Source organism: Paenarthrobacter sp. NCHU4564 (assembly GCF_052156435.1).
Classification (GTDB): Bacteria; Actinomycetota; Actinomycetes; order Actinomycetales; family Micrococcaceae; genus Arthrobacter.
In genome coordinates this window covers 22257-45944 of record NZ_JBQLIS010000015.1, presented here as the reverse complement: position 1 = coordinate 45944, position 23688 = coordinate 22257, and the positions used below count along the sequence as shown (strand labels likewise).

The following is a 23688-nucleotide window of genomic DNA, read 5'->3' as shown; positions in this document are numbered from 1 at the left end:
CATGGACCTCGAAAAATCGCTCCGTGGACTTCGGATCGTACCCGTCATCGAAATCGCCGACGCCGACGATGCTGTGCCCTTGGGGCACACGCTGGTGGAGGCCGGGCTGCCGGTAGCTGAAGTGACCTTCAGGACACCGGCCGCGGCCGAGGCCATCGCACGCATGGTGCGTGACGTGCCCGGATTGCTGGCAGGTGCCGGCACGGTCCTTTCCGAAGCGGATGTGGACGCAGCCATCGACGCCGGTGCCCATTTCCTGGTCTCGCCGGGGATGAATCCCGCGGTGGTTGGCAGGGCACAGGCGGCAGGTGTGCCGATCATTCCCGGGGTCACCTCACCCACGGAAATTGAAGCCGCACGGGCCCTCGGCCTCCGTTTGCTCAAGCTTTTCCCTGCCGAAGCCGTGGGCGGGCTGCCGCTCGTCAAAGCGTTTGCGGCGCCATATCCGGATGTCGCGTTCATGCCAACCGGCGGCATCACCGCCTCCACCGTGGAGGCCTGGCTGCAAGCCCCGAATGTGGCCGCCTGCGGCGGTTCCTGGATCGCCACGAAGGCCGACATCTCCGGCCGGCGCTGGGACGACATCCGCAGCAAAGCCAGCCAGGCCGTGCGCCTGGCATCCCCTTCAGTGGCGTCCTCCTGACGGCCACCGATCCCATCAAAACCACCTATTACAAGGAGAACCACAATGAGTGAAACATACGTCCCCCAGAACGGCGTGGCGCTGAGCGGCAAGGTCGCAATCGTCAGCGGCGCGGCATCCGGCATCGGCGAGGCCGTGGCCCGCATCTTCGCCGCCAACGAAAGCAACGTCCTGTTGGTGGACATCGACGAGGAACGCCTGGACAAGGTCACCGCCAGCATCCGCGGCTACGGCCGCGGCGAAGTCCACTCCATCCTGGCCGACGTCACCGACGAGCAGTCCGTGATCGACCTCTTCGCCTGGGCCAAAACCAACTGGGGCAGCGTGGACCTCCTGGTGAACAGCGCCGGCCGCGACTCCCTCGCCCCGCCCGTCACGGACGTCAGCCTGGACGAGTGGAACAAGACCCTGAACCCGAACCTGACCGCCGTGTTCCTGATGTGCCGCGAAGCGTTCCGCATCATGGAGAAGCAGGAGAACGGTGGACGCATCATCAACATGGGTTCCTCGTCGGCCCGCGTCGCTTCCGGCCCGGGCCACAGCCCCTACCGTGCGTCCAAGCACGGCCTCATGGGTTTCAGCAAGAACATCCTGCTGGAAGGCAAGGACAAGAAGATCGGCGTCACGGTCATCAACCCGTCCCATGTGAAGACCCCCATGACCGAAATCATCGACAAGGGCCTTTACGACGGCGATGTTCCCGCCTACATCGACGGCTGGCTGGACAAGAAGGAAATCGAGGAAGGCATCCACGCCAGCTGCATCGAGGTGGACAACGTCGCCGAGATCACCCTTTACGTGGCAACCCGGACACCGGACGTCACCATTCCGCAGATCGCCCTGTACCCCACCCACAAGGCACACCGCTACGGCATGGAGGTCTAGCCTGTCATGAAGGCTGCCATTCTCAATGGACTCAATGACCTGGAGTACCAGGACATCCCTGAGCCCGAGCCTGTAGGCGAGGACCCCGTCCTGGTGCGCGTCGGCGCCGTCGGGGTTTGTGGTTCCGACGTGCTGCGCTACGGCCACGGCAAGGCGTACCACTATCCGCTGGTGCTCGGCCACGAGTTCTCCGCGATCGTGGAGGAAGCCCCCACGGACTCCGGGCTCAGGCCCGGTGACCGCGCTGCAGTCTTTCCCCTGCTGCACCAGCACGGGGACCCGATGTCCGAAATCGGTGAACACGCCCTGGGCACCGGGTACGACTACTTCGGCTCCCGACGGCACGGTGCCATGTCCGAACGGATGTGGGTACCGGCCAAGAGCATCTTCCGTGTCCCGGAAAATACTCCCTTGACGCACGCAGCCATGGTGGAGCCGGCAGGCGTAGCCCTGCACGCCATGCTCAAACTGGACATCCCTACCCACGCCACGGCCTTGGTGATCGGAGCAGGTCCCATTGGTGCCTTGACGGCCCAGTGGCTCAGGATCCTGGGGTGTTCACGGGTGCTTGTGGCCGATATCGATGACCGGAAACTGGAGATCATGTCCGGGCTGGGGTTCGATGTCCTCGACGCGAGGACCGGCGACACCGCCGACCTCGCACGGGCTGCCACCGACGGCTGGGGACCGCAGATCACCGTGGAAGCCACCGGGAACCCGAAGGCACTGGTCCAGGCCATCGACGCCGCTTCCGTCCAGGGGCAGGTAGTGCTGCTCGGTGACTTGAGCGGGGACCTCCACTTGGCCAAGGCGGAGGTATCCTCCCTGCTGCGCCGGGAACTGCGCCTTTACGGGACGTGGAACGCCAAGGTGACCCCCAAGGGCCACAGTGAGTGGGACATGGTTATCGCGCATCTGGGCAAAGACCTGAAAGTGGAGGAGCTCATCAGCCACGTCCGTCCCTTGAAAGAGGCCCCGGGACTTTTCCGGCAACTCACCGACCGCTCCATTTGGTACAACAAGGTGCTGTTCGCGGTCTCCGAAGAAGCGCAGGAGGAGGTGCGGTCACAGTGAAGGCTGCAAGGCTCCACTCCGCCGGCACCATCACTGTGGACGAGGTTGACCGTCCGGTGGCCGGACCCGGTGACATTGTCATCAAGGTCCGCGCGGCATCCATTTGCGGTACGGACCGCCGCATCGCCACCAACGGCCACTTCAAGCTTCCGGAAGGAACGCCGAGGGTCCTCGGCCACGAGTTTGCCGGCGACATCGTCTCGGCCGGGGATGAAGTTGCCGGTTATGCCGTGGGCGACAGGGTCAGTGTCACCCCCAACGTAGGTTGCGGACGCTGCGCGAGCTGCCTGGTGGGACTCAACAACATGTGCCCGTCCTACGAGGCATTCGGCATCACCATGGACGGTGGTTTCCAGGAATACGTCCTGATTCCGCGGTTCGCCATTGAACGCGGCAACGTCTTCCATCTTCCGGATACCGTGGATTATGCCGAGGCAGCCCTGGTGGAACCGCTGTCCTGCTGCTACAACGCCATCAGCAAGCTGGACGTCGGACCCGAAACCACCGTGCTGGTCATGGGAGCCGGGCCGATCGGGGCGTGCCACGTGATGCTGTCCAAGCTCTACGGCGCCGCCAAGGTCATCGTCTCTAACAACCGCCAGGCACGGCTCGACTTCGCAGGCTCCGTTGGGGCTGACGTCCTGGTCAACCTGGGCGAGCGCGAGCTGGCGTCCGTGGTGGCGGAAGAAACGTCCGGCCGGGGCGTGGACGTCGCACTGACGTGCGTTTCCAAACCGGAAGTCCAGGCTGAAGCGGTGGACCTGCTGGCCATGCACGGGCGGGTGAACTTCTTCGCCGGCCTCGGCAAGGCCCAGCGGGTTCCCGTGGATACCAACCGCGTCCACTACCAAGGCCTCACTTTGACGGGAACCACCGGCTCCAGCAACTCCGATTACGCCGCCTCGCTGCGGCTCGTCGGAGAAGGCCGGTTGAACCTCTCGCCACTGGTCACGGAGACCTTCACACTGGATGACATCGAGAAGGCCATGGACTACGCAGGATCGGGCGCGGGCATGAAAGCCATGATCCTTTTCGACTCGAAGTGAAGCGCGGGCCCACAGTTACCGCGCACGCAGAAACGGACATCTGATGACGACGAAGTACATCATGGCACTGGACTCCGGCACCACCGGAATCAGGTCAATCCTCTACAGCCAGGACCTTGAAATCGTGGGTGAAGCCAGCCAGGAGTTCACCCAGATCTATCCCAAGCCCGGCTGGGTGGAGCACGATCCCATCGAGATCTGGAACACCCAATTGGCCGTAGCCCGGCGGGCGACGGAGGCAGCGGGCATCGATCCGCGGGACATCGGCGCAATCGGTGTCACCAACCAACGCGAAACCACCGTGATCTGGGACCGAAGCACCGGCAAGCCCATCATGAACGCCATCGTGTGGCAAGACCGGCGCACGGCTGGGCTGTGCGATGAGCTGAAGGAGAAAGGCTTTGAAGAGTACGTCCGGACCACCACCGGCCTGGTGGTGGACGCCTACTTCTCCGGAACCAAGATCGCCTGGATCCTGGACAACGTTCCCGGCGCCCGGGCGCGCGCCGAGGCCGGAGAACTGTGCTTCGGCACCGTGGACAGCTGGCTGATCTGGAACCTCACCGGGGGCAAGGCCCACGTGACGGACTACTCCAACGCCGCACGGACCATGCTCTTCAACATCAACACCCTGGACTGGGACGACAAACTGTTGGACGAACTGGGGGTTCCACGGATGCTGCTCCCCCAGGTCCGGCCCAGCAGCGAAGTCTACGGCCACACCTGCGATGCGATCTTCGCGGGGGCCCGCATTCCCGTGGCTTCGGCCGTGGGGGACCAGCAGGCAGCCCTGTTCGGCCAGGCCTGCTTTGACCGTGGCATGGTCAAAGCCACCTACGGGACAGGAGCCAGCCTGGTGATGCACACCGGGGACGCGCCCGTCAGCTCAACCAACGGGATGCTCACCACCATCGCCTGGGGTTTGAACGGGAAGGTTGAGTACGCCCTGGAAGGCCTGATCTTTGTGGCTGCTGCCTCCATCCAGTGGTTGCGTGATGAGCTGCGCGTCATCTATGACTCGGCGGACAGCGAGTATGCCGCCATGCGCGTGGAGGACTCCGGCGGGGTCTACGTTGTTCCGGCGTTCACGGGAATGGCCGCGCCGTATTGGGATCCCTATGCCCGCGGCGCGATCCTGGGCCTCACGAGGGGATCCAGCCGGAACCACATCATCCGGGCAACCCTGGAGTCCATCGCGTTCCAGATCAAGGACGTCATCAACTGCATGGAGACGGATGCGGGCATCCCGGTCTCCGAAATCCGGGTGGACGGAGGGGCCGTCCGCAACAACTTCCTGATGCAGTTCCAGGCGGACATGCTCAACGTCCGTGTGCTCCGCCCCCGGCAGGTGGAATCCACCGCGCGGGGCGCCGCCCTCCTGGCCGGGTTGGCGTGCGGAATATGGCACAGCCAGGACCAACTCCGCGAGACCTTTGCGCTGGACCGGGAATTCATTCCGGACATGGCGGAGGAGAAGCGGCAGAAGTTGTACTCCGGCTGGCAGCGCGCCGTAGCCCGTGCCTCCGACTGGGAAGAGCACTAGACCATTGACCACTGCACATCGAGGAGAGCACCACTATGTTGTTGCCCGCCACTGAACCCACCATGTACTTCGTGGGGGTCACCACCAAGCAATCATCCATCATGCGCGTCTTCCCGGCATGGGCCGAGGAACTGGGACTGTCCGCAGTCCTGAAGGGAATCGACCTCCCTCCGGGCGCACCGGCGCCCGACTACCAGGACGTTGTCCGGTTCCTCAAAACTGATCCCCTGTCGCTCGGCGCGCTGGTCACCACCCACAAGCTGGACATCGTCAGCGCAGCAAAGGAACACTTCGACGGCTTCGGTGAGGATGCACAGGTGCTGCACGAGATCAGCAGCATCTCCAAGAAGGACGGGAAGCTGTGGGGCAACGCCATGGACGCCGTCACCAGCGGGCTGTCCCTGGAAGCGATTGTTCCTGATGACTACTGGCAGGACAGCGGGGCCGAGCTGGTGTTGCTGGGGGCCGGTGGTTCATCCCTGGCCCTGACGTACTACCTGCACAAACGCGCAGGCGCAGGATTCCCGGCACCGGCCAAGATCACGGTGACCAACCGCCGGGCCAGCCGATTGGAGGAAATGCGGTCGATGCATGCCAAGCTCGGCAGCAACCTGCCCATCAGCTACGTCCAGGTGGCAGACGCTGCGGAGAACGACGCCGTGGTTTCCGCCGCTCCACCCGGCTCAGTGATCATCAATGCCACTGGCTTGGGGAAAGACCGGCCGGGCTCACCGCTCACGGACAAAGTGGTCTTCCCCCAGGACGCCGTTGCCTGGGACTTCAACTACCGGGGCGAGCTCGTGTTCCTGGACCAGGCCAACGCCCAACAACCCAGCCTGAACGTCCGGGTAGAAGACGGCTGGGTCTACTTCCTCCACGGGTGGACGCGCGTGATCGCCGACGTCTTCGCCATCGACATTCCAACCCGCGGACCGGTCTTCGACCGCTTGTCCGACATCGCACTGAACGTTTCCAAGAAGGAGATTTCCTCATGAGCACCACCGCCGCCAAGACAACTGCAGCTGAGACGACCGTCCAGGCAGTATTGACAGACTTCGACGTCAAGACCGGGCTGTCCGCCGCGAAGGCACCGCTGCAACGCCGGCTCTCAGCCATGGCCAACATGTACGCGGACCAAGCCGCCGCTGCCGCACAGGTGGCCGAGGACGACGTCCTGGTCTATGAATTCTTCGACATGGGCGTTCCGTCCACGTCCGGTGACGTGGCCTACGGAACCAGCATCACCTACCCGGGCAAGGTGGGTGATGAGTACTACATGACCAAGGGCCACTTCCACGAGGTTTTGGACACCGCGGAGATCTACTACTGCCTGAGCGGCCATGGCTACATGCTGATGGAGAACCCCGAGGGCGACTGGCAGGCCGCGGAATTCACGCCAGGACAGGCAGTCTACGTTCCGCGCCGCTACGCCCATCGGAGCATCAACGTTTCGGCCACGGAGCCGCTGGTGACCTTCTTCGCCTTCCCGGGCCACGCCGGCCACGACTACGGGACCATCGAGACCAAAGGCTTCCGCAAATTGTGCGTCGAGCGGGACGGCAAGCCTGAGTTCATCGACAACCTGCGCTGGCAGGCCTGAGTGCCATGTCGCCGAACGTAACGCACGACGGCGGCCCTCGCCGGATTGCGGTGACCCCCCGTTCCATTTCGGACGGGGGGCACCCCGCCTTGCGGCAGCTCGAAAAGGCGGGATACGACGTCGTGTATCCCGCCCCGGGTGCCGTCCCCAACGAACAGCAGCTGCGCAGCGCGTTGCGCGGTTGCGTGGGCTATATCGCCGGGACGGAACGCCTGAGCGGCTCATTCCTGTCCGAATTCCCTGAGCTGAAGGCAATCTCCCGCAACGGAGTGGGGATCGATTCGATCGACGTCGACGCCGCCAAACGGCAAGGCATCAGCGTTCTCACCGCGCCCGGTGCCAATTCCCAGGGTGTCGCGGAACTGACCATCGCCCTCATGATGTCTGCGGTGCGAGGCATCCCGTGGCATGACGGTCAACTGAAGTCCGGGCAGTGGGCGCGACGCCCTGGCCGGGAAGTGTCGGGGCAAACGCTCGGCCTGCTCGGCTGCGGCCAGATCGGACGGCGGGTGGCCCTGATGGCGCTGGGGCTTGGAATGAAAGTGCTGGCTTTCGACGCCTACCCGTTGGAGTCCTTCCGACCTTCGGAGGACTTCGCCTGGGGTTCGCTGGACGACGTCCTGCGAACCTCCGACGTAGTTTCCCTCCACATGCCGCCGTCGGCGGAGCCGGTTATAGGGAAGGCCACTATCGGCTTGCTCAAACGCGGGGCAGGGATCATCAACACAGCCCGGGCTTCCCTGGTGGATGATGATTCAGTTCTGGCCGCCCTGGAATCGGGAGCCGTGGCGTTCCTCGCCACCGATGTTTTCGAAACCGAGCCTCCCGGCCGCACTCCCCTGGTGGGGCACCCGAATGTCATCGCGACCCCGCACATCGGTGGATACACTGGGGAAAGCGTTGACCGGGCCACCTGGGCTGCCGTGGACAACCTGCTTCAGGCCCTGGCCAACCAGCACTAGACCGGAGACTGCCACATGACGGAGACCTTTACCGACGGCGGACTGCTGCACCGGATTTCGGCGCGGCTGCCTTACCTTCCGCCGTCGCTCCGTCTTGTGGCGGAAGCTGTCCTGAAATCACCCGAACGCGCGCAGGCCATGACCATCACCGAACTGGCGCTGGCCGCCGGCGTTGGCGAATCGACCGTCTCGCGCTTCGTGCGCGAGCTGGGCGTGGACGGTTACAAGTCCCTGCTGCTGGGTTTGGCCGAAGCGGCCTTCATATCCAAGGCTGCCACCCAGGAGCAGCCTGCGGCGTCGGACGTTGTGTACGAGGGCGTCAACCGCGGTGACACCCCCGAGGACATCGTCGGCAAGGTTGAACGCAGCAGCATCCAGTCACTGAGGCGTACGGGACAGCGCCAGGACGTGGAAGCCATCCAGCGCGCCGTAGACATGATCGACGCCGCCAACACCTTGGTGTTCTGCTGCATGGGGTCCTCCAGCATCGCCGCCGAAGAGGCCGTGATGCGCTTCACCCGCGCAGGCAAGAAATGCATGCTCTACCGGGACACCACTATCCAGGTCATGCTCGCGACCATCCTTGCCCCGGGTGATCTCTTGATTGGTATCAGCGATTCGGGGCAAAGCACGCCCATCATCGAAGCGCTCCATCTGGCCCAACAACGTGGGGCGGCAACCCTGGCCATCACTGGCGCCGAAGGCTCTCCCCTGTTGGAGCACGCCGATATCGCACTGTTCACGGCTACGGCCCCGAGCGGCGGAGAACTCTACGGGGAGTCGGTCACCAGTAAATGGGGGCAGCTGCTGGTCATCGACATCCTCTACGCCGCCTACGCCACAAGGCACTATGACGCGACCGTCAAGAACCTTAAGGACACCTACCAGAGCAGCATCCGGCAATCGCGCCGGAGTTCGTAGCTCCCTCGGCACCTACTTCCAAGCCGCTACCCAAGCCAGCAGATCCCGCGATTCCAGGGATCCGCAAAAGGCATGGGCCAGCGGCTCCTGGCTTGCCATGTGTGGGACGGCGATGACTTTCATGCCTGCGGCCACCGCGGCCTTGGCGCCGGCCTCGGAATCCTCGAAGGCGACGCATTTCCCCGGGACTGCACCCAACGCCTCCGCAGCGGCCAGGTAGACATCCGGGGCCGGCTTGGGTTGCGCCACCTCTTCAGCCGAAACAGTGGCCGTGAACTGTGATTCGAAGCCACTGCGGGAGATGGCCACGTCCAGGATGCGACGGGCCGAGTTGCTCGCGACTGCCAGCGGTACCTTCGCCCCCATCGCCTCCACGATTTCGCGGGCCCCGGGCATGGGGCGACCCGATTCCAGCACCAGGAGCTCATTGACATCCAACAGCTGCTTGATGACAGAGGCCGGCTCGGCACCCGCCCGCTGGGCCATGAGGGGCCCAATGCGGCTGGCAGGGAGACCAACCAATTGATGGCGCAGCTCCCTGTCCAAGGCTATACCGAGTTGGTCACACACCATTTCCTGTGTGCGGGTCCACAGCGATTCGGTGTCCATCAGGAGGCCGTCGCAATCGAAGATCACGGCATCCGGACGCCAGGAACCGAATGTCTCAAGGAAGGTGGAAAAGAATTGGTCACGGTGAGTTGGCATCCCGGCATAGGGATTCATCGTTGGCCCTCCCCCGACCGCGGACGCCACACCACCACGGCCTGCGAGCGGGGGCGCGGCCGCTGCCCGCGGGCAAGGCTGACCACGTCACCGGCAGCACCAGCTGCGAAGATCCGTGCATCCAAGGGGGTCCTGCGCCGTGAAAGCTCCTCAGTCAGTTCGGCAACCTTGAACTGCAGGGCCGCCACTTGGTTCTCGAGCTCCATAATGCGTTTGATGCCCTCCAGGGACACCCCCGACTGCGAGAGGCGCTGGACCTCCCGCAGTTTGTCCACGTCATGCTGGGAATAGCGGCGGGACTTGCCGGGGGCGCGGCTGGGCGAGACGATGCCCAGGCGGTCGTACTGGCGCAACGTCTGCGGATGCATGTCGGCAAGCTCCGCGGCGACGGAGATGACAAAGATCGGCTGGTTGACGTCGATTGCCATGACCGCCTCCTTACAGCCGGGCCTTCGCGGCCAGATCCTGACGCGGGTTCGCGTCCGAGGTGGCGGCAGCGAACGCCTTGACGGCCTCTTCCGCTTCCTTGCTCAGGTTCTGGGGAACGGCGACGTCGATCGTCACGAGAAGGTCACCGGTCGCCTTCGATGTCTTCACGCCACGGCCTTTGACCCTCAGGGTGCGGCCAGCGGGTGTGCCCGCCGGGACACGCAACTTGACGGTGTCGCCGTCGAGCGTTGGAGCCTCGATAGTGGCGCCAAGCGCCGCCTCCGCAAACGTCACCGGCACATGGATGCGGATGTTGTCGCCTTCGCGCTGGAAGAAGTCATGGGGCTTCACGCTCACCGTGATGATGAGGTCGCCGTTTCCGGCGGGACCGGCGTTGCCCTTGCCGCGCTGGCGGACCTTCTGGCCGTCCTTGATGCCCGCCGGAATCTTGACGTCGATGACATTGCCGTTGCTCTCGCGCAGGCTGACCGTGGTGCCCTTGATGGAACCGGCGAACGAGATGGAGGTGGTGGCGGTCCGGTCGGAGCCCTTCTGGGGTGCACGCTGGAACCCGGCCGGCCCTCCTCCGAAGCCACCGCCGAACAGGTCGGCGAACTCGGGCGGGATACCGCCGCCGCCGGCCGGCTGGCGCGCGCCGCCAAACAAGCCACCGAACAGGTCTTCGAAGCCTCCGTTGGCGCCGGCACCGCTGCGTCCACCCGCGCCAGGGGCGAACCGGGCGCCACCCATGGCGCGGATGGCGTCGTACTGCTGCCGGTCCTCAGGACTCGACAGCACCGAGTAGGCCTCGGAAATGTCTTTGAACCGCTTCTCCGCAGCAGCATCACCGGCATTCGTATCCGGGTGGTACTGCCGGGCAAGCTTGCGGTAAGCCTTTTTGATATCAGCGTCGGAGGCGTCCTTGGCGATACCAAGGATCGCGTAAAAATCCTTTTCAACCCAGTCCTGGCTGGCCAAGAGCGTTTCCTTTCGTTGTGGTAACGAGATGGCAGTTCGTCCCAATGTTCTCTTCAAACACTGTCACGAACTGCCATCTCGATGAGTTGTTACGCGGGTACAGCCACAATCACCTGGGCTGCACGGAGGACACGCTCGCCTGAGCGGTATCCGGAGCGCAGCACCTGGCTGACGGTGTCTACCTCGATGTCCTCGCCGGGCTGCTGGATGAGTGCCTCGTGAATGGTGGGGTCGAATTCGACACCCGTTTCCGAGATGCGCTCGAGTCCGTACGTCTTCAGCGCGTTCTCCAGCTTGGTGGCGATGGCGGCGAAGGGTCCGTCCTCGAGGTCACCGTGCTGGCGTGCAGCGTCGACGTCGTCCAGCACCGGGAGCAGCGAGTTCAGGACGCCGATGACGGCCATTTCTCCTGCTACGGCACGGTCCCGTTCCACGCGCTTGCGGTAGTTGACGTACTCAGCCTGCAGGCGGAGGAGATCGTTGCGGAGCTCCGTTGCCTGGGCCTCGGCCGCTGCACCGGACGCTACCGACTCTTCAGCCGGAACCTCCACCCCGTTGAGGATTTCCTCAGCCTGGGAAAGGGCGTCGCCCTCGGTGGGAGCGGCGTCGCTTTCAGCTGCATCCGCGGATTCACCATGAGGGTGCCGCGCGGCCCCGGTCTCCGGGTCAACCTTGCGGTTGTCCCGGATGACGGGCTTGCGCTGCTCGTTGCCTTCGGAGTGCTCTTCTTCGTTGCCGTGATGAGGCATGGCTACTTCTTCGCTTCGTCTTCGTCGATGATTTCGGCGTCGACGATGTCCTCGTCGGCCTTGTCACCAGCGCCACCTGCGGGAGCGCCTTCAGCACCGGCACCCGGAGCGTCCGCAGCGGACGCCTGGGCGTAGATGGCTTCGCCGAGCTTGGTCTGGGAAGCCTGCAGCTTCTCAAACGCAGTCTTCACGGCGGCGTCGTCGGTGCCCTCCAGGGCGGACTTGAGGGCGTCGACGTCGGCCTTCACCTCGGTCTTGACCTCTTCCGGCAGCTTGTCCTCGTTCTCGGAGATCAGCTTCTCCACCGAGTAGGCGAGCTGCTCTGCGGAGTTGCGGGTATCCGTAGCTTCGCGGCGGGCCTTGTCCTCGGCGGCGTGCTCTTCGGCTTCGCGGACCATGCGGTCGATGTCTTCCTTGGACAGTGCCGTGCCACCGGTGATGGTCATGGACTGTTCCTTGCCGGTGCCCTTGTCCTTGGCGGATACGTGGACGATGCCGTTGGCGTCGATGTCGAAGGTGACCTCGATCTGCGGCACGCCACGCGGGGCGGGAGCAATACCGGTCAACTCGAACGTGCCCAGCGGCTTGTTGTCGCGGGTGAATTCACGCTCGCCCTGGAAGACCTGGATGGCCACGGACGGCTGGTTGTCGTCAGCGGTGGTGAAGGTTTCCGAACGCTTGGTGGGGATGGCGGTGTTGCGCTCGATCAGGTGGGTCATGACGCCACCCTTGGTTTCGATGCCGAGGGACAGCGGCGTGACGTCGATGAGCAGGACGTCCTTGCGCTCGCCCTTCAGGACACCGGCCTGGAGTGCGGCACCAACGGCCACAACTTCATCCGGGTTGACGCCCTTGTTGGGTTCCTTGCCGCCGGCGAGTTCCTTGACGAGCTCGGAGACGGCAGGCATACGGGTGGAACCACCGACGAGGACGATGTGGTCGATGTCGGAGACCTTGATTCCGGCCTCAGCAATGACGTCGTGGAACGGCTTCTTGGTGCGGTCCAGGAGGTCCTTGGTGAGGTCCTGGAACTTGGCACGGGTCAACTGCTCGTCCAGGTGGACCGGGCCGTCGGGGGTGACGGACAGGTACTGGAGGGAGATGTTGGTGCTGGTGGAGGAGGACAGTTCCTTCTTGGCCTGCTCAGCAGCTTCACGGAGGCGCTGGAGGGCGATCTTGTCCTTGGAGAGGTCGATGCCCTTGACCTTGAGCTGGCCCAGGAGCCACTCGACAACGCGGTTGTCCCAGTCGTCGCCGCCCAGGCGGTTATCACCGGCGGTCGCGCGGACCTGGATGGTGGAGAAGTTGTCTTCGTCCTTGCCGACCTCGAGGAGGGAGACGTCGAAGGTACCGCCACCGAGGTCGAAGACCAGGATGAGTTCGTCTTCCTTGCCCTTGTCCAAGCCGTAGGCCAGAGCGGCCGCGGTGGGCTCGTTGACGATGCGGAGGACGTTGAGGCCTGCGATTTCGCCGGCTTCCTTGGTGGACTGGCGCTCGGCGTCGTTGAAGTAGGCCGGAACGGTGATCACAGCGTCGGTGACCTTTTCGCCCAAGTAGCTCTCGGCGTCGTTCTTAAGCTTCATGAGGATACGCGCGGAGATTTCCTGCGGCGTGTACTTCTTGTCATCGATGGCGACGGTCCAGTCAGTGCCCATGTGGCGCTTAACGGAGGCGATGGTGCGGTCGATGTTGTTGACGGCCTGGCGCTTGGCGATCTCGCCGACCAGGACTTCGCCGGACTTGGAGAACGCGACGACGGACGGCGTGGTGCGGCCGCCTTCTGCGTTGGCGATGACGGTGGGCTCGCCACCTTCAAGAACAGAGACCACGGAGTTGGTGGTTCCGAGGTCGATACCTACTGCACGTGACATATCTTGTTTCCTTTCAATGGCCGATGTTGAAGATTGCACCCGGCAACACTCTCCGCCGGAGCGGTCCTGCTGGTCGGGAGCCCACTCAACAATCGGCTAGTTGAGCGTTCTGCACTCAACTGTACTCAGCCTCGGAAAGATGTCAATCCAAAGTTGAGTCAAGTACGCTCAAGTCTGCTTTCTTTTGCGGTCTGAGACGCGGAATGGCGCGTAATCCGGGGCTGGTTTCGCTCAGCGTGAACTGGCAGACTGGCGCGATGGACCTCACTGGATTCATGCCACCGGACGAGTTCTGGGCCATGCAAAGCCGGCACGACCAGGAAGTACGGGAGCGCGCAGCGAGCCTTCCGCTCTATCAAGTCGAGGACTGGAAGGGGCCTCTCATGCTGGGCTCGTGGCAAATGGACGCGAGCGAAGGCAGCGTGCTGCACGGGCACCGGCCCCCGCTCAAGGAAGGTGAAGCTCCGTTTCACCTTGAGGTGATCACCACGACCCGGCCCGCCTCCGAGACGGCCCTCCACAAGTGGCGGGAAGTCAGCGGGCCACCACCGTCGTGGGCGGCGAGGCCATTTGAGAGGTCCGATTCGCTTAATCCGCGGCAGTACGACGCGACCGTCGATGGCGTTCCCACGAATTTCAACGTCTGTGAAGGGCCGACGTTTTGGGTCGCGTGGTCGGCGCTCACCAAGCCCGGCGTCGTTATCCTCTGCCAAGGAGGGCGTCCGGGACCTGATGGCATCCACCTGAGGCGGGTGCCCGACGTCGAGCCCCTGCTTCAAGCCCGCGGGGCAGCCCTCCGAGCCATCCGGGGCGGGACGTGAGCCGAGGGCGGCAAGGCTTGCTGTCGCAGCATCCATTCGTCGTAGTTGCGGTGGCCTTGGCCGTCGCATGGTACTTCCTCGTTGGGGCCGCTGATCGGGGATTGCTGGTCTGGCGATCATCCATTTCGATGCCCTGCCATACTGAATACCTGCCGAAGGGGACCATCCACGACGTAGGGAGTTCCAATCCTGCCGGCGATTACAGCTTCTTCCCTTTGGGCCTCGACTGCTCTTTCACCATGATCGACGGTTCAAGCCAACGCTCATTCCATCCCAGATATCCGCAGATAGTCCTGGGAACCTTCCCACTGGCCGGGCTCGTCGCTGGCGTGACCGTCGTGACGTTGCGGAAACGGCTTACGACCCCTCGGACGGACTAACGGTGGTCAGATCAGCGCGGCCGGGGCGGCCTTGCGCCTCGTCTTCGGGCCCCTCCGGCTTGTACACCCACGCAACGAGCACCACGGAAATGATCATCAGCAGGAACCACGCCAGCAGCTTGTCGATCGAGACCGCTTGCCAGCCATCCAGCTGATTCGGGTACAGCCATGCGCGGGACCAGGTGCCAATGTTCTCCGCGAACCAGATGAACAGCGCCACCAACAGAAACGCGACCAGGATGGGCATCCGGAACCGCTTGCGGAATACGCGGTAATGCATCACGCACCGTCCGTACACGATCACGACGGCGGCAAGCAGCACCCAGCGGAAGTCGAGGATGTAGTGGTGCGAGAAGAAATTGACGTAGATTGCGGCAGCGACCAGGGCGGTGACCCAGCGCCGCGGGTACCTGTTGAAACGGAGGTCGAACAGGCGGAACACGCGCACCATGTAAGACCCCACGGCCGCATACATGAAACCGCTGAACAGCGGAACCGCCCCGATCCGGAGAACTCCCTCAGCTTCATAGGCCCACGAACCGACGTCCGTCTTGAACAGTTCCATCACCGTACCCACCACGTGGAACAGCACGATCACCCGGAGCTCCCTCAGGGTTTCCAGCCGGAACACCACCATGAGTACCTGAATCAGGACGGCGGCGAGGGTCAGGAAATCGTTCCGGGCCAGCCCTGCGTCCGAGGGGTACCAAAGCCGCGCCCCCATGATGACGGCCAGCAACAGCGCGCCGAAAACACACGCCCAGGCCTGCTTGAGTCCAAAGACGAGAAATTCCGTAAGCCGGCTCCGCAGGCGGCCGCCGGGCGAACGGTCCAGGAAACGGTGGGCCAGCCGGTCAATGGACTCTTCCACCGATGTCGAATTACGCATGGTGGACCTCACTCCGGGCCCGGACAGGCACCCCTGCGAGGGTGCTGAGGCAATAGTCTTTCGGCCAATGCCTTATCTTTCGAGGGAGACGCGGGTACAGGCGTCCAAGCAGTTGCATGGTCCGTGCGTAACGGCGCGAATGCGCCGGCCCCCACTCGAGTCCGAATCCCTCACGCAGATGGTCCGGCAAGAGCCCGGCTGTGAGGAACCGGGCCAGGGGCATCAGGAGGCGCATGAGAGCCGGCCCTCCGGCGGGGTACAGCAGGTCGCGGGCCACCTTGCGGGCCTGGTCGTCCGGCCGCAGGCACCCCAGCTGTGTGTTCCAGTATTCGGCAAAAGCAGCGCGGTTCTCGGGCCACATGTCCGGCGGTAGCTGGAGGGCAGTCCCGATCCGCGCATAGTCCTGGTACATACGCTCGGCAGTGTCGTCGTCGAGCGGGCCCAGGACTTGTTCGCAAACGGTGACGGCCGTGTCGTACAGGGTGGCCACCACCCAAAGCTGCGACCCGGCGTCGAAAGCGTTGTATCCCCTTGACCCTGCCCCGGCGGTCCTGCGCACCGGGGCGTGCGCCCGGTTGACTGCGCGGCGGACAGCCGCGATCTGTTCCTCGGTGCCGTACACGATCGCGTAGACATACGTCAGAGTGGCCCGCAACCGGTCTTGTGGACGTTTAGCAAAGTCACTGTGCTCGGCCACCCCGTGACCCACCCGGGGATCGGCGATTTGCAGGAGGATGGCGCGTCCGGCTCCGGCGAGCAAAACGCCCTCCGCGCCAATGTCAGCCAGTCCACGAGCCATCCGAATACTTTACTTCCGCCCCTTACAAGCCCGCGACTGCCTGCAGCACAGACATCTGATGCGCAAAGAGGTCATCGCGGGCGGCAAAGGTGTCCGGGCCGTATTGCCCAAACACCTCGAAGCTCACGGCCCCGAACAGCGAGGTCCAGGCCAGCACGCCCCGCGCGAGCGACGCATCGGGTGCTGCAAGCCCCATCTCTGCGCGTATACCCGCCAGGTCTTTTGCCAGCGCCGGTGGAATCACGACGGCGGGACCCACCTCCGCGGTCAGGGCACCGGCACGGTAGGCGGCATCGAAAATCCCGACGAGGCGGACGATGACGCGCGTGCCGGGAATGGTGGTCCGCTCCCCTGGCGCCTGGTAGCCGGGCACGGGACTGCCGAAAAGCAATGCGTAACTCGCCGGCTCGCGAAGAGCCCAGGAGCGGACGGCCGTGCCGAGGGCGTGGAACCGGGCTGCGAAGTCGCTTGGCGCAACGGCATCGACCGCCTCATCCACCTCGTCCCCCAACTCGTTGTAGGCGTCGATAAGGAGGAGGGTCAGGAGCTCATCGCGGTTCTCGACGTACCGGTATACGGCGGAGGAGACGACGCCGAGATCCCGCGCCACGGCCCTGAGCGAGAGCGCTGCCGCTCCGTGGATCGCCAAGTGCTCACGACCCAACCGCACAATGTCGGCGATGGTCCGGGCGCGGGCGCGTTCCCGGGGAGTCTGCGGCTTGGGATTGTCTGGCATACGAACAGCTTGCCACATTTGAGAGCAACAGCAACAAAAGAGAGCAGTGCTCTTGACTTTGCGTTACTCGAGGGTCATTCTGGATTTGAGAGAGCACCGCTCTCGAATATCTTCCCGGAAACGAAATGAGCACCCTATGTACGTCGTCACAGGAGCAGGACCCGTTGGCTGGACCATTGCCGAGAAGCTCGCCGCGCAAGGCAGAGAGGTTCGCGTGTTGACGAGGTCGGGCAGCGGACCGGAGCACCCGCGGGTTGAGCGGATGCGGGCAGACGCCTCCGACTCGGCCCAACTGCGCCAGGCAGTGCGCGGTGCCGAGGCAGTCTTCCACTGCATCCACGGGTCCAAATATCGGGCAAAGGAGTGGCAGGCCGAACTCCCCCAGGCCGAGCAAGTGGTGATGGACGCAGCGGCGGTCGCGGGCGCCGTCGTCGTATTTCCTGAAAGCCTGTACTCGTACAGCGAGCCCGATCGCACCATGACCGAGGCCGGGCCCCGGGAGGCGACGGGCGGCAAGCGCGGCGTCCGGACCCAACTGCTCAAGGCCCGTGAGGCGCACCCGGCTGACACCGTGAGCGTGGTTGCCGGCGACTTCTTCGGGCCACGGGTAAAGATGGCCCACGGCGGTGAACGGGTGGTAACGCCCATTCTTGAAGGAAAGCCCCTCCAAGTGATCGGGAGCGCAGGGCAGCTCCACTCCTTCACTTATGTTCCCGACCTGGCCGATGCCATGATCGCCGCGGCGCAAAACCCTGGACTGTGGAACCGCGTGCTTCACGCGCCCACTGGACCTGCCCTGACCCAGCGTGAACTGGCAGCAGCTTTTGCCGCGGCGGCGGGCGTGAAGGCACCAAAAGTGGGCGCAGTGCCGGGGTGGATCCTGCGGTCCGCCGGACTGTTCTCCACCGCCATGCGTGAGCTCGCGGAAATGCTGTACCAGTTCGAGAAGCCATTCGTCATGGATTCATCGGAAAGCCAGCGGTTGCTGGGCCTGAAACCGACGCCACTTCCGGAGGCGGCCGAAGCAACGATGGCGTGGTGGGGCTCCACCCGCCCGACCGTGGCGTGAATTACATACTGACCGCCACACGCCATGCAACTATTGCCATAGGTCCAGCTTCAGCCAATCCCCAGGGAATCCCATGCTTGCCTCCGGAGAGAGGAGCGCGGAGCCATCCGGAGCTCGGACGGTGGTATCGAACTTCTTGACTTGCGTCTTGAAGCTTAGATGCCAATTGGTCCCAGCTGTGTGGGATCGGAGCATGAACGCCAGGACGGCTGCGTAGATATAGAGTCTCTGGTGCCCTTTGGGTGTAGTCGTAAAGCCCGGCTCATTGAGATGCGCCAAGAGGACTCCGTCAGTGTCGTGAGCGCCGATGGAGATTGCTCTCTTGAAGGAACGGTTGAATAACCTGGCACCATGCGCACAAACGTTTCGGAAATCGACCATCGTGCGGATCACCGCTCCGAACCGCCGGGGGTGGGCAAACCCAAACATGCGAGCCACGGCACGGGCGTCCGGCGTCTGCATCAACTCGAAAAGATAGGGCAAGCTTCCGAAGCTTAGTACCTCAGTGACGGCCCAGATCGGCACAGGCTGACGCGGGTACTTCAACACATGGTGCTTGATGAAATCCTCGTCTTCCGCAGCCGCCCGCACCGCATCCTGCCACGTCATGGTCCATGCATCGAACTTCGTGTGCTGCCCTCTTGGTTGATCGCAGCTATGTTCGTCCAAGAACTCTCTCGACGCATGGGCGGCGATATCCTTCGCAGCAAGAGTATGGGCGATCGCCGCCCGCAGACGGACTTCGAAGTCCAAAAGGCCGTCCTGACAGACCCGTATCAGCCGGGAGTCGAACGCCTCCAGAGCCATGACATCACCAATGCCCGCACCACTCACATAGTCATCCGAGCGGTACTGGTGCAGCTTCGAATCGACCTCCTGTGGTGGCAGGAACTCTCGGAAGACATACCGGTACGCGCCGGAGCGAAAGTAGCCAACACGAGTGAGGAAAGTATGCGCGGCCGCTCGATCAGGAACCGCAAGACCACGGTCTTCAAGCTGCTGAAGTAGATCTTCGCGCTCTTTGAATTCCTTCGTGTACTCCAAACCCACCACAAGTCCTTGACAACGAAAATTGCCCCCTTGAGCCGCGGCTCAGAGGGGGGCAATGTCTGATGGTTTGAAGCTAACACATTTGCCCGCACGTAGGGTAACCCGCCAGCGCGCGGCAACATTCTCCTGCCGTGCGGGCACGAGTTAACAACCTGTGTCACACAGTTCACCCAGCATTCACACCTCCCTCGCGCCGTGTCAAGACAGGTTCCTTAGCGTCAGCTCCATGGAAAACATCACCCGCAGATCCCTCATCTCAGCTGGCCTCGGCGCCGGTTTGGTTGCCGCTGTCCCCGTCAGCGCCGTGGCCGTTTCAACAGCGGACGACGCCGGTCTCCGCACCGATCCCTTCACGCTCGGTGTCGCCTCCGGCGAGCCGTGGCCCGACGGCTTCGTGATCTGGACCCGTTTGGCCCTGAACCCAGTGGCGGAAGATGGTCTGGGCGGCATGCCCTCCCGCAACGTCGCCGTCGCCTGGGAGGTAGCCGAAGACCAGGCCATGCGCCGGGTAGTAGCCCGCGGCGTCGAGACGGCCCGGATCGAATCCGCCCACTCAGTGCACGTGGAGCTCAAGGGTCTCAAGCCCGGACGCGAGTACTTCTACCGCTTCCGCACGGGCCGCCATTTCAGTGCGGTAGGCCGTACGCTCACCAGCCCCGCCCCCGGTGAAACGCCCGCCGCTCTGGCCATGGCCTTCGCCAGCTGCGCCCAATACGAACACGGCTACTTCACCGCGTATTCAAGGCTTGCCGAGGACCACCCCGACCTGGTGCTCCACTTGGGCGACTACGTCTATGAGTACAAGAAGGACAGCTATGTGATCGGCGGCGGCAATCCCCGCGACCACGAAGGCCCCGAGACCACCAACCTGGCGGGGTACCGCCAGCGTCACGCCCAGTACAAGGCTGATACCGACCTGCAGGCCGCACACGCAATCGCGCCCTGGTTGGTTGTCTGGGATGACCACGAAGTGGACAATAACTGGGCTGACGACATCCCGGAGAACAACGATCCAACCCAGCTCAACGACACCACCGAACGCTTCCGGCAACGCCGCGCCGCGGCCTTCCAGGCCTACTACGAGAACATGCCGCTGCGCCCATCGTCCCTCCCGGCCGGCTTCGACATGAAGATCTACCGCACCATCCAGTGGGGTCAGCTGGCCAACTTCCACATGATGGACACCCGGCAGTACCGCGACGACCAGCTCGCCGGAGACGGCTGGCGGAAGAACGTGGCCGGACGCCTGGACGAGAACCGCACCATCACCGGAGCCGAACAGGAAAAGTGGCTCCTGGATGGTTTCCGGAACTCCACCCAGCGCTGGGACATCCTGGGCCAGCAGGTGTTTTTCGCGGAGCGTGACCGTGACAAGGCCCCCGAGATCGACGATGTGTCCATGGACGGCTGGGACGGTTATGCCGCTTCCCGCCGCCGCATCACCCAGGGCTGGATTGACGCGAAGGTGCGCAACGCCGTCGTACTGACCGGCGACGTGCACCGCCACTGGGCCACCGACCTGAAGGTGGACTACAAGGACCCGTCCTCTCCCGTGGTGGGTTCGGAACTGGTGTGCTCGTCCATCACGTCCAACGGTGACGGCTCGGGCTCCACCACGGATCCCGTCATGGCCTGGAACCCGCACCTGAAGTTCTACAACGACAACCGCGGGTACGTGAACACCCGCATCACCAAAGACCAGCTGACTGCGGACTTCCGTGTTCTGGACTACGTGACCAGGCCGGGCGCCCCGGTTTCCACCAAGAAATCGTTCGTGATCAATGACGGAGTGCCCGGCCTGGCGTAGCGGCTAAGAGCCGAGGATCAGCTCCGCTGCCTTCTCGCCGATCATGATGGCGGGCGCGTTCGTATTTCCGCTCGGAACGAACGGAATGATGGACGCGTCCGCCACCCGCAAGCCCTCGACACCCCGAACGCGCAGCTGCGGATCAACGACGGACAGATCATCGATGCCCATTTTGCAGGTGCCCACCTGGTGGTGATAAGTCCCTGCGGCCTGCCGGGCGAACCCGCGAACCTGATCCCGGGAAACTAGAGCGTCCGACGGCGTGAACTCGCGTTTGCGGAATGGCTCAAAAGCGTCCTGCTGCCCGATTTCCCGGCACAGGATGATGGCGTCAACGAGGGCTTCGAGGTCGTACTCCTCGGCCAGGATATTGGGATCCACCAAGGGTGCGGCGGCAGGATCGGCTGAGGCGAGGCGCAGGGTTCCCCGCGACCTAGGGCGCACGATGCCCGGCGCAATCGTGTAGCCGTGTTCGGGTGCCGGCCCTCCATCGGTGGGATACGGCAAGTGCAGGAAGAGCGGCTGAAGATCCGGCGCTTCCTCGTCGGTCTGGTCACTGTGGGCGTACAGCTGGCTCTCCAGAAGGTTGTGCCGGCCGGCCACCAGCGGACCGTTCGCCTCGTAGATGTTGCCCGCCAGCAGGTGGTCGTGCAGGTTTTCGCCAACGCCGGGCAGATCCACGACGGCGTCAAGGCCCACCTCGCGCAGGTGGGCGGACGGCCCGATCCCGGACAGCAGGAGGATCTTTGGCGAACCGATGGCTCCTGCGCTGATGATCACTTCCGCGCCGGCCTCAGCACGAAGCACCTCATCACCAAGCCGGTATTCGACGCCGGTCGCGCGTCCGCCGTCGACCGTCACCCGGGTGACCAGGGCGTCCGTGGTGACCTTGAGGTTCGGGTGGTCCAGCACCGGAGCGACGAAACTCTGCCAGGCGCTGGCACGTTTCCCTTCCTTGGTGGTGGTGTGGTTGAACCCGACGCCGGTCATCTGCATACCGTTGAAGTCGTCGGTTTCCGTATGGCCAACAGCCTTCGCGGCCTCCACGAAGGCCTGGGCGGCGGGGTGGCGTTCAGCAATCCGTTCCACGTGCAGCGGCCCGCCCTTGCCATGTAACTCACTGGCACCGTCGGCGTGGTCCTCGGACTTCTTGAACAGCGGAAGGACGTCATTCCAGGACCAGCCTTCGGCGCCGTTGGCCGCCCAGGAGTCGTAATCGCTCTTGTGTCCGCGAATGTAGATCATGCCGTTGAGCGAGCTGCTGCCGCCCAGGACCCTGCCGCGGGGCCAGTACAGGCTGCGGTTGTTGGCATGCTTCTGCGGGGTGGTCATGACGGCCCAGTCATTGGCGCCGGTTAGCAGTGCAGGCCAACCCTGGGGGCTGTGGATGTTGGGGTCGGTATCGGTTGATCCTGCTTCCACAACGTGCACGCTGTGTCCTGCGTCCAGCAAACGGCGGACAATCACGCTGCCGGCCGAGCCTGCGCCGACCACCACGTAGTCATGGGTTTGGGTTTCAGCCATGGGTTCCTCCTTGAACAGGGTTGGCTTGCGAAAGAGAGTTCGTCTCCACGAGTCTTTCGCTGTCGTCCCGGGAAGACCTTGGCCGGGAACGCACAGCCCTGCACACCATCTGCACACTTGTGATGCCGATCACGCCTACCGGCGATTCCGTGGGACACTGGTTCGGACCCCCGTGCGTCATTCGAAGGAGACTCGACGTGTCCGGAGCCATCGCCAAACAAACCCGCGAAGAGTTCAGCACCAAGGCCCTCGCCAGGACCGATCGCTTTGAGGCATGGAACCAAGCCGTCAATGACGCATTCGTCCCGCTTTCAGTGGCCGCCGCAGACGTGAAGGAATTCGACGGCGGCCTCATCAACCAAACAGTCGGACCGGTCTTCCTCAGCGCAGTATCCGGAACGGCAAGCCACGTCAGCCGGGGACCCCGCGAAATCAGCGCCAATGATCCCGGCCTGGTGAAGCTCGGCCTCCAACTGCGGGGCTACTCGGTGGTGGCGCAGGATGGCCGCGAAGCTGCCCTGACGCCCGGGGATTTCGCAATTTACGACACCACCCGTCCTTACGACCTCTACTTTGACGACGCTTTCCGCATGATGGTGGTGATGTTTCCGCCTGAGGCTCTGCACCTGAACCGCAAGAGCATCGCAACGCTGACCGCATCCCGCGTCTCGGGACGCCAAGGCCTTGGTTCGTTAACGTCGGCGCTCCTGGGCGCAGTGGCCAAGCAACTCCACGAGGGTTCCGTGACTGACGCGGCCTCGGTTTCGGATGCCTTGTTGAACCTCATCTCGGCGGTCTTCGCTGAGCGCGTGCCGCCGTCGTCGCCGTTGTCGCACGAGCGGCTCGCGCTGATGGAGCGGATCGAAGCATTCGTCGCCTCCCGGCTCAGCGACCCGGAGCTGTCCGTCCGCGACATCGCTGCCGCCCACAACGTCTCGGTCCGGTACCTCCAGAAACTTTTCGAAGAGCGGGACGACACTGTCAGCGCGTGGCTGCGACGCCAACGCCTGGAGAAGTGCCGCACGGACCTGCTGGATCCACGATTGCAGACCAGGCCGGTGTCCGTCGTGGGCATGCACTGGGGTTTCACCGATGCCTCGAGCTTCTCCCGGGCCTTCAAATCAGCGTTCGGATACTCACCGTCCGAGTACCGTTATTCGTACCGGCCAGGATAGGCCAGTGGTCATCC

At 63.8% G+C, this 23688-nt stretch carries 23 protein-coding genes; 13 read left to right on the top strand and 10 right to left on the bottom strand.

The annotated features are described in order from the left end of the window. Position 1 precedes the first annotated feature (1 nt). Genes eda through ACSVIE_RS15165 form a run of 9 tightly spaced genes read left to right on the top strand, consistent with a single transcriptional unit; the run spans position 2 to position 8674 of the window. The gene (gene eda / locus ACSVIE_RS15205) at positions 2-643 is read left to right on the top strand and encodes a bifunctional 4-hydroxy-2-oxoglutarate aldolase/2-dehydro-3-deoxy-phosphogluconate aldolase (protein ID WP_426004299.1); all 642 of its coding nucleotides are present in this window, start codon (positions 2-4) and stop codon (positions 641-643) included. 45 nt (positions 644-688) lie between these two features. After that, positions 689-1528, top strand: coding sequence for an SDR family oxidoreductase (locus tag ACSVIE_RS15200; RefSeq protein WP_426004300.1), 840 nt, complete (start codon positions 689-691; stop codon positions 1526-1528). A gap of 6 nt (positions 1529-1534) precedes the next feature. Then, positions 1535-2602 (top strand): galactitol-1-phosphate 5-dehydrogenase, encoded by a 1068-nt coding sequence (locus ACSVIE_RS15195; RefSeq protein ID WP_442424393.1) that lies wholly within the window; start codon positions 1535-1537, stop codon positions 2600-2602. After that, the gene (locus ACSVIE_RS15190; protein WP_426004302.1) at positions 2599-3648 is read left to right on the top strand and encodes a zinc-dependent dehydrogenase; all 1050 of its coding nucleotides are present in this window, start codon (positions 2599-2601) and stop codon (positions 3646-3648) included. Before ACSVIE_RS15195 ends, ACSVIE_RS15190 begins: the two co-directional genes overlap by 4 nt. A 43-nt stretch (positions 3649-3691) precedes the next feature. After that, on the top strand, positions 3692-5191 hold the full coding sequence (gene glpK / locus ACSVIE_RS15185) for a glycerol kinase GlpK (RefSeq protein WP_426004303.1): 1500 nt from the start codon (positions 3692-3694) through the stop codon (positions 5189-5191). A 35-nt stretch (positions 5192-5226) separates the two neighbouring features. Then, positions 5227-6186: a shikimate dehydrogenase family protein gene (locus ACSVIE_RS15180; RefSeq protein WP_426004304.1), complete on the top strand. Its 960-nt coding sequence runs from the start codon at positions 5227-5229 to the stop codon at positions 6184-6186. Continuing rightward, entirely contained in the window at positions 6183-6791 is a 609-nt protein-coding gene (locus tag ACSVIE_RS15175) for a glucose-6-phosphate isomerase (RefSeq protein WP_442424392.1), read from the top strand. The genes ACSVIE_RS15180 and ACSVIE_RS15175 overlap by 4 nt, the downstream gene beginning before the upstream one ends. A gap of 5 nt (positions 6792-6796) precedes the next feature. After that, on the top strand, positions 6797-7753 hold the full coding sequence (locus tag ACSVIE_RS15170; RefSeq protein ID WP_442424391.1) for a phosphoglycerate dehydrogenase: 957 nt from the start codon (positions 6797-6799) through the stop codon (positions 7751-7753). Between the two features lie 15 nt (positions 7754-7768). Next, a complete protein-coding gene (locus ACSVIE_RS15165; RefSeq protein ID WP_426004309.1) occupies positions 7769-8674 on the top strand; it encodes a MurR/RpiR family transcriptional regulator in 906 nt (301 codons plus the stop codon). A 12-nt stretch (positions 8675-8686) separates the two neighbouring features. Here ACSVIE_RS15165 and ACSVIE_RS15160 read toward each other — a convergent pair whose 3' ends face one another. From ACSVIE_RS15160 to dnaK, 5 genes are all read right to left on the bottom strand, one after another. After that, a complete protein-coding gene (locus ACSVIE_RS15160) occupies positions 8687-9379 on the bottom strand; it encodes an HAD family hydrolase (RefSeq protein WP_442424390.1) in 693 nt (230 codons plus the stop codon). A gap of 14 nt (positions 9380-9393) precedes the next feature. Continuing rightward, a complete protein-coding gene (locus ACSVIE_RS15155; RefSeq protein ID WP_426004311.1) occupies positions 9394-9825 on the bottom strand; it encodes a heat shock protein transcriptional repressor HspR in 432 nt (143 codons plus the stop codon). A 10-nt stretch (positions 9826-9835) separates the two neighbouring features. Beyond that, positions 9836-10804, bottom strand: a complete 969-nt coding sequence (locus tag ACSVIE_RS15150) for a DnaJ C-terminal domain-containing protein (protein ID WP_442424389.1) — start codon at positions 10802-10804, stop codon at positions 9836-9838. 89 nt (positions 10805-10893) lie between these two features. Then, positions 10894-11553 carry a nucleotide exchange factor GrpE gene (locus tag ACSVIE_RS15145; RefSeq protein WP_426004313.1) on the bottom strand — a complete coding sequence of 220 codons (660 nt, stop codon included), beginning with the start codon at positions 11551-11553 and terminating at the stop codon, positions 10894-10896. Positions 11554-11555: 2 nt separating this feature from the next. Then, positions 11556-13424, bottom strand: a complete 1869-nt coding sequence (gene dnaK, locus ACSVIE_RS15140; protein WP_426004314.1) for a molecular chaperone DnaK — start codon at positions 13422-13424, stop codon at positions 11556-11558. Between the two features lie 257 nt (positions 13425-13681). Here dnaK and ACSVIE_RS15135 point away from each other — a divergent pair, with 257 nt between their 5' ends. Then, the gene (locus ACSVIE_RS15135; RefSeq protein WP_442424388.1) at positions 13682-14245 is read left to right on the top strand and encodes a hypothetical protein; all 564 of its coding nucleotides are present in this window, start codon (positions 13682-13684) and stop codon (positions 14243-14245) included. A 357-nt stretch (positions 14246-14602) separates the two neighbouring features. Here ACSVIE_RS15135 and ACSVIE_RS15130 read toward each other — a convergent pair whose 3' ends face one another. The 3 genes from ACSVIE_RS15130 to ACSVIE_RS15120 are packed head-to-tail and all read right to left on the bottom strand — an operon-like array spanning position 14603 to position 17049. Beyond that, entirely contained in the window at positions 14603-15514 is a 912-nt protein-coding gene (locus ACSVIE_RS15130) for a DUF817 domain-containing protein (protein WP_442424387.1), read from the bottom strand. Next, a complete protein-coding gene (locus tag ACSVIE_RS15125; protein WP_442424386.1) occupies positions 15507-16313 on the bottom strand; it encodes an oxygenase MpaB family protein in 807 nt (268 codons plus the stop codon). The genes ACSVIE_RS15130 and ACSVIE_RS15125 overlap by 8 nt, the downstream gene beginning before the upstream one ends. Positions 16314-16335: 22 nt before the next feature. Continuing rightward, a complete protein-coding gene (locus ACSVIE_RS15120) occupies positions 16336-17049 on the bottom strand; it encodes a TetR/AcrR family transcriptional regulator (protein WP_426004319.1) in 714 nt (237 codons plus the stop codon). Positions 17050-17185: 136 nt separating this feature from the next. Between ACSVIE_RS15120 and ACSVIE_RS15115 the strand changes: the two genes are divergently transcribed. Continuing rightward, positions 17186-18118 (top strand): NAD-dependent epimerase/dehydratase family protein, encoded by a 933-nt coding sequence (locus tag ACSVIE_RS15115; RefSeq protein ID WP_426004320.1) that lies wholly within the window; start codon positions 17186-17188, stop codon positions 18116-18118. A gap of 30 nt (positions 18119-18148) precedes the next feature. On the opposite strand, the gene ACSVIE_RS15110 is transcribed toward ACSVIE_RS15115, so the two are convergent. Further along, positions 18149-19168 carry an Abi family protein gene (locus ACSVIE_RS15110; RefSeq protein ID WP_442424385.1) on the bottom strand — a complete coding sequence of 340 codons (1020 nt, stop codon included), beginning with the start codon at positions 19166-19168 and terminating at the stop codon, positions 18149-18151. 226 nt (positions 19169-19394) lie between these two features. Here ACSVIE_RS15110 and ACSVIE_RS15105 point away from each other — a divergent pair, with 226 nt between their 5' ends. Further along, positions 19395-20975: an alkaline phosphatase D family protein gene (locus ACSVIE_RS15105; protein WP_442424384.1), complete on the top strand. Its 1581-nt coding sequence runs from the start codon at positions 19395-19397 to the stop codon at positions 20973-20975. 3 nt (positions 20976-20978) lie between these two features. On the opposite strand, the gene ACSVIE_RS15100 is transcribed toward ACSVIE_RS15105, so the two are convergent. Further along, positions 20979-22499 (bottom strand): GMC family oxidoreductase, encoded by a 1521-nt coding sequence (locus ACSVIE_RS15100; protein ID WP_442424383.1) that lies wholly within the window; start codon positions 22497-22499, stop codon positions 20979-20981. 197 nt (positions 22500-22696) lie between these two features. On the opposite strand from ACSVIE_RS15100, the gene ACSVIE_RS15095 reads away from it, so the two are divergent. After that, on the top strand, positions 22697-23674 hold the full coding sequence (locus ACSVIE_RS15095) for a helix-turn-helix domain-containing protein (protein ID WP_442424382.1): 978 nt from the start codon (positions 22697-22699) through the stop codon (positions 23672-23674). Positions 23675-23688 lie beyond the last annotated feature (14 nt).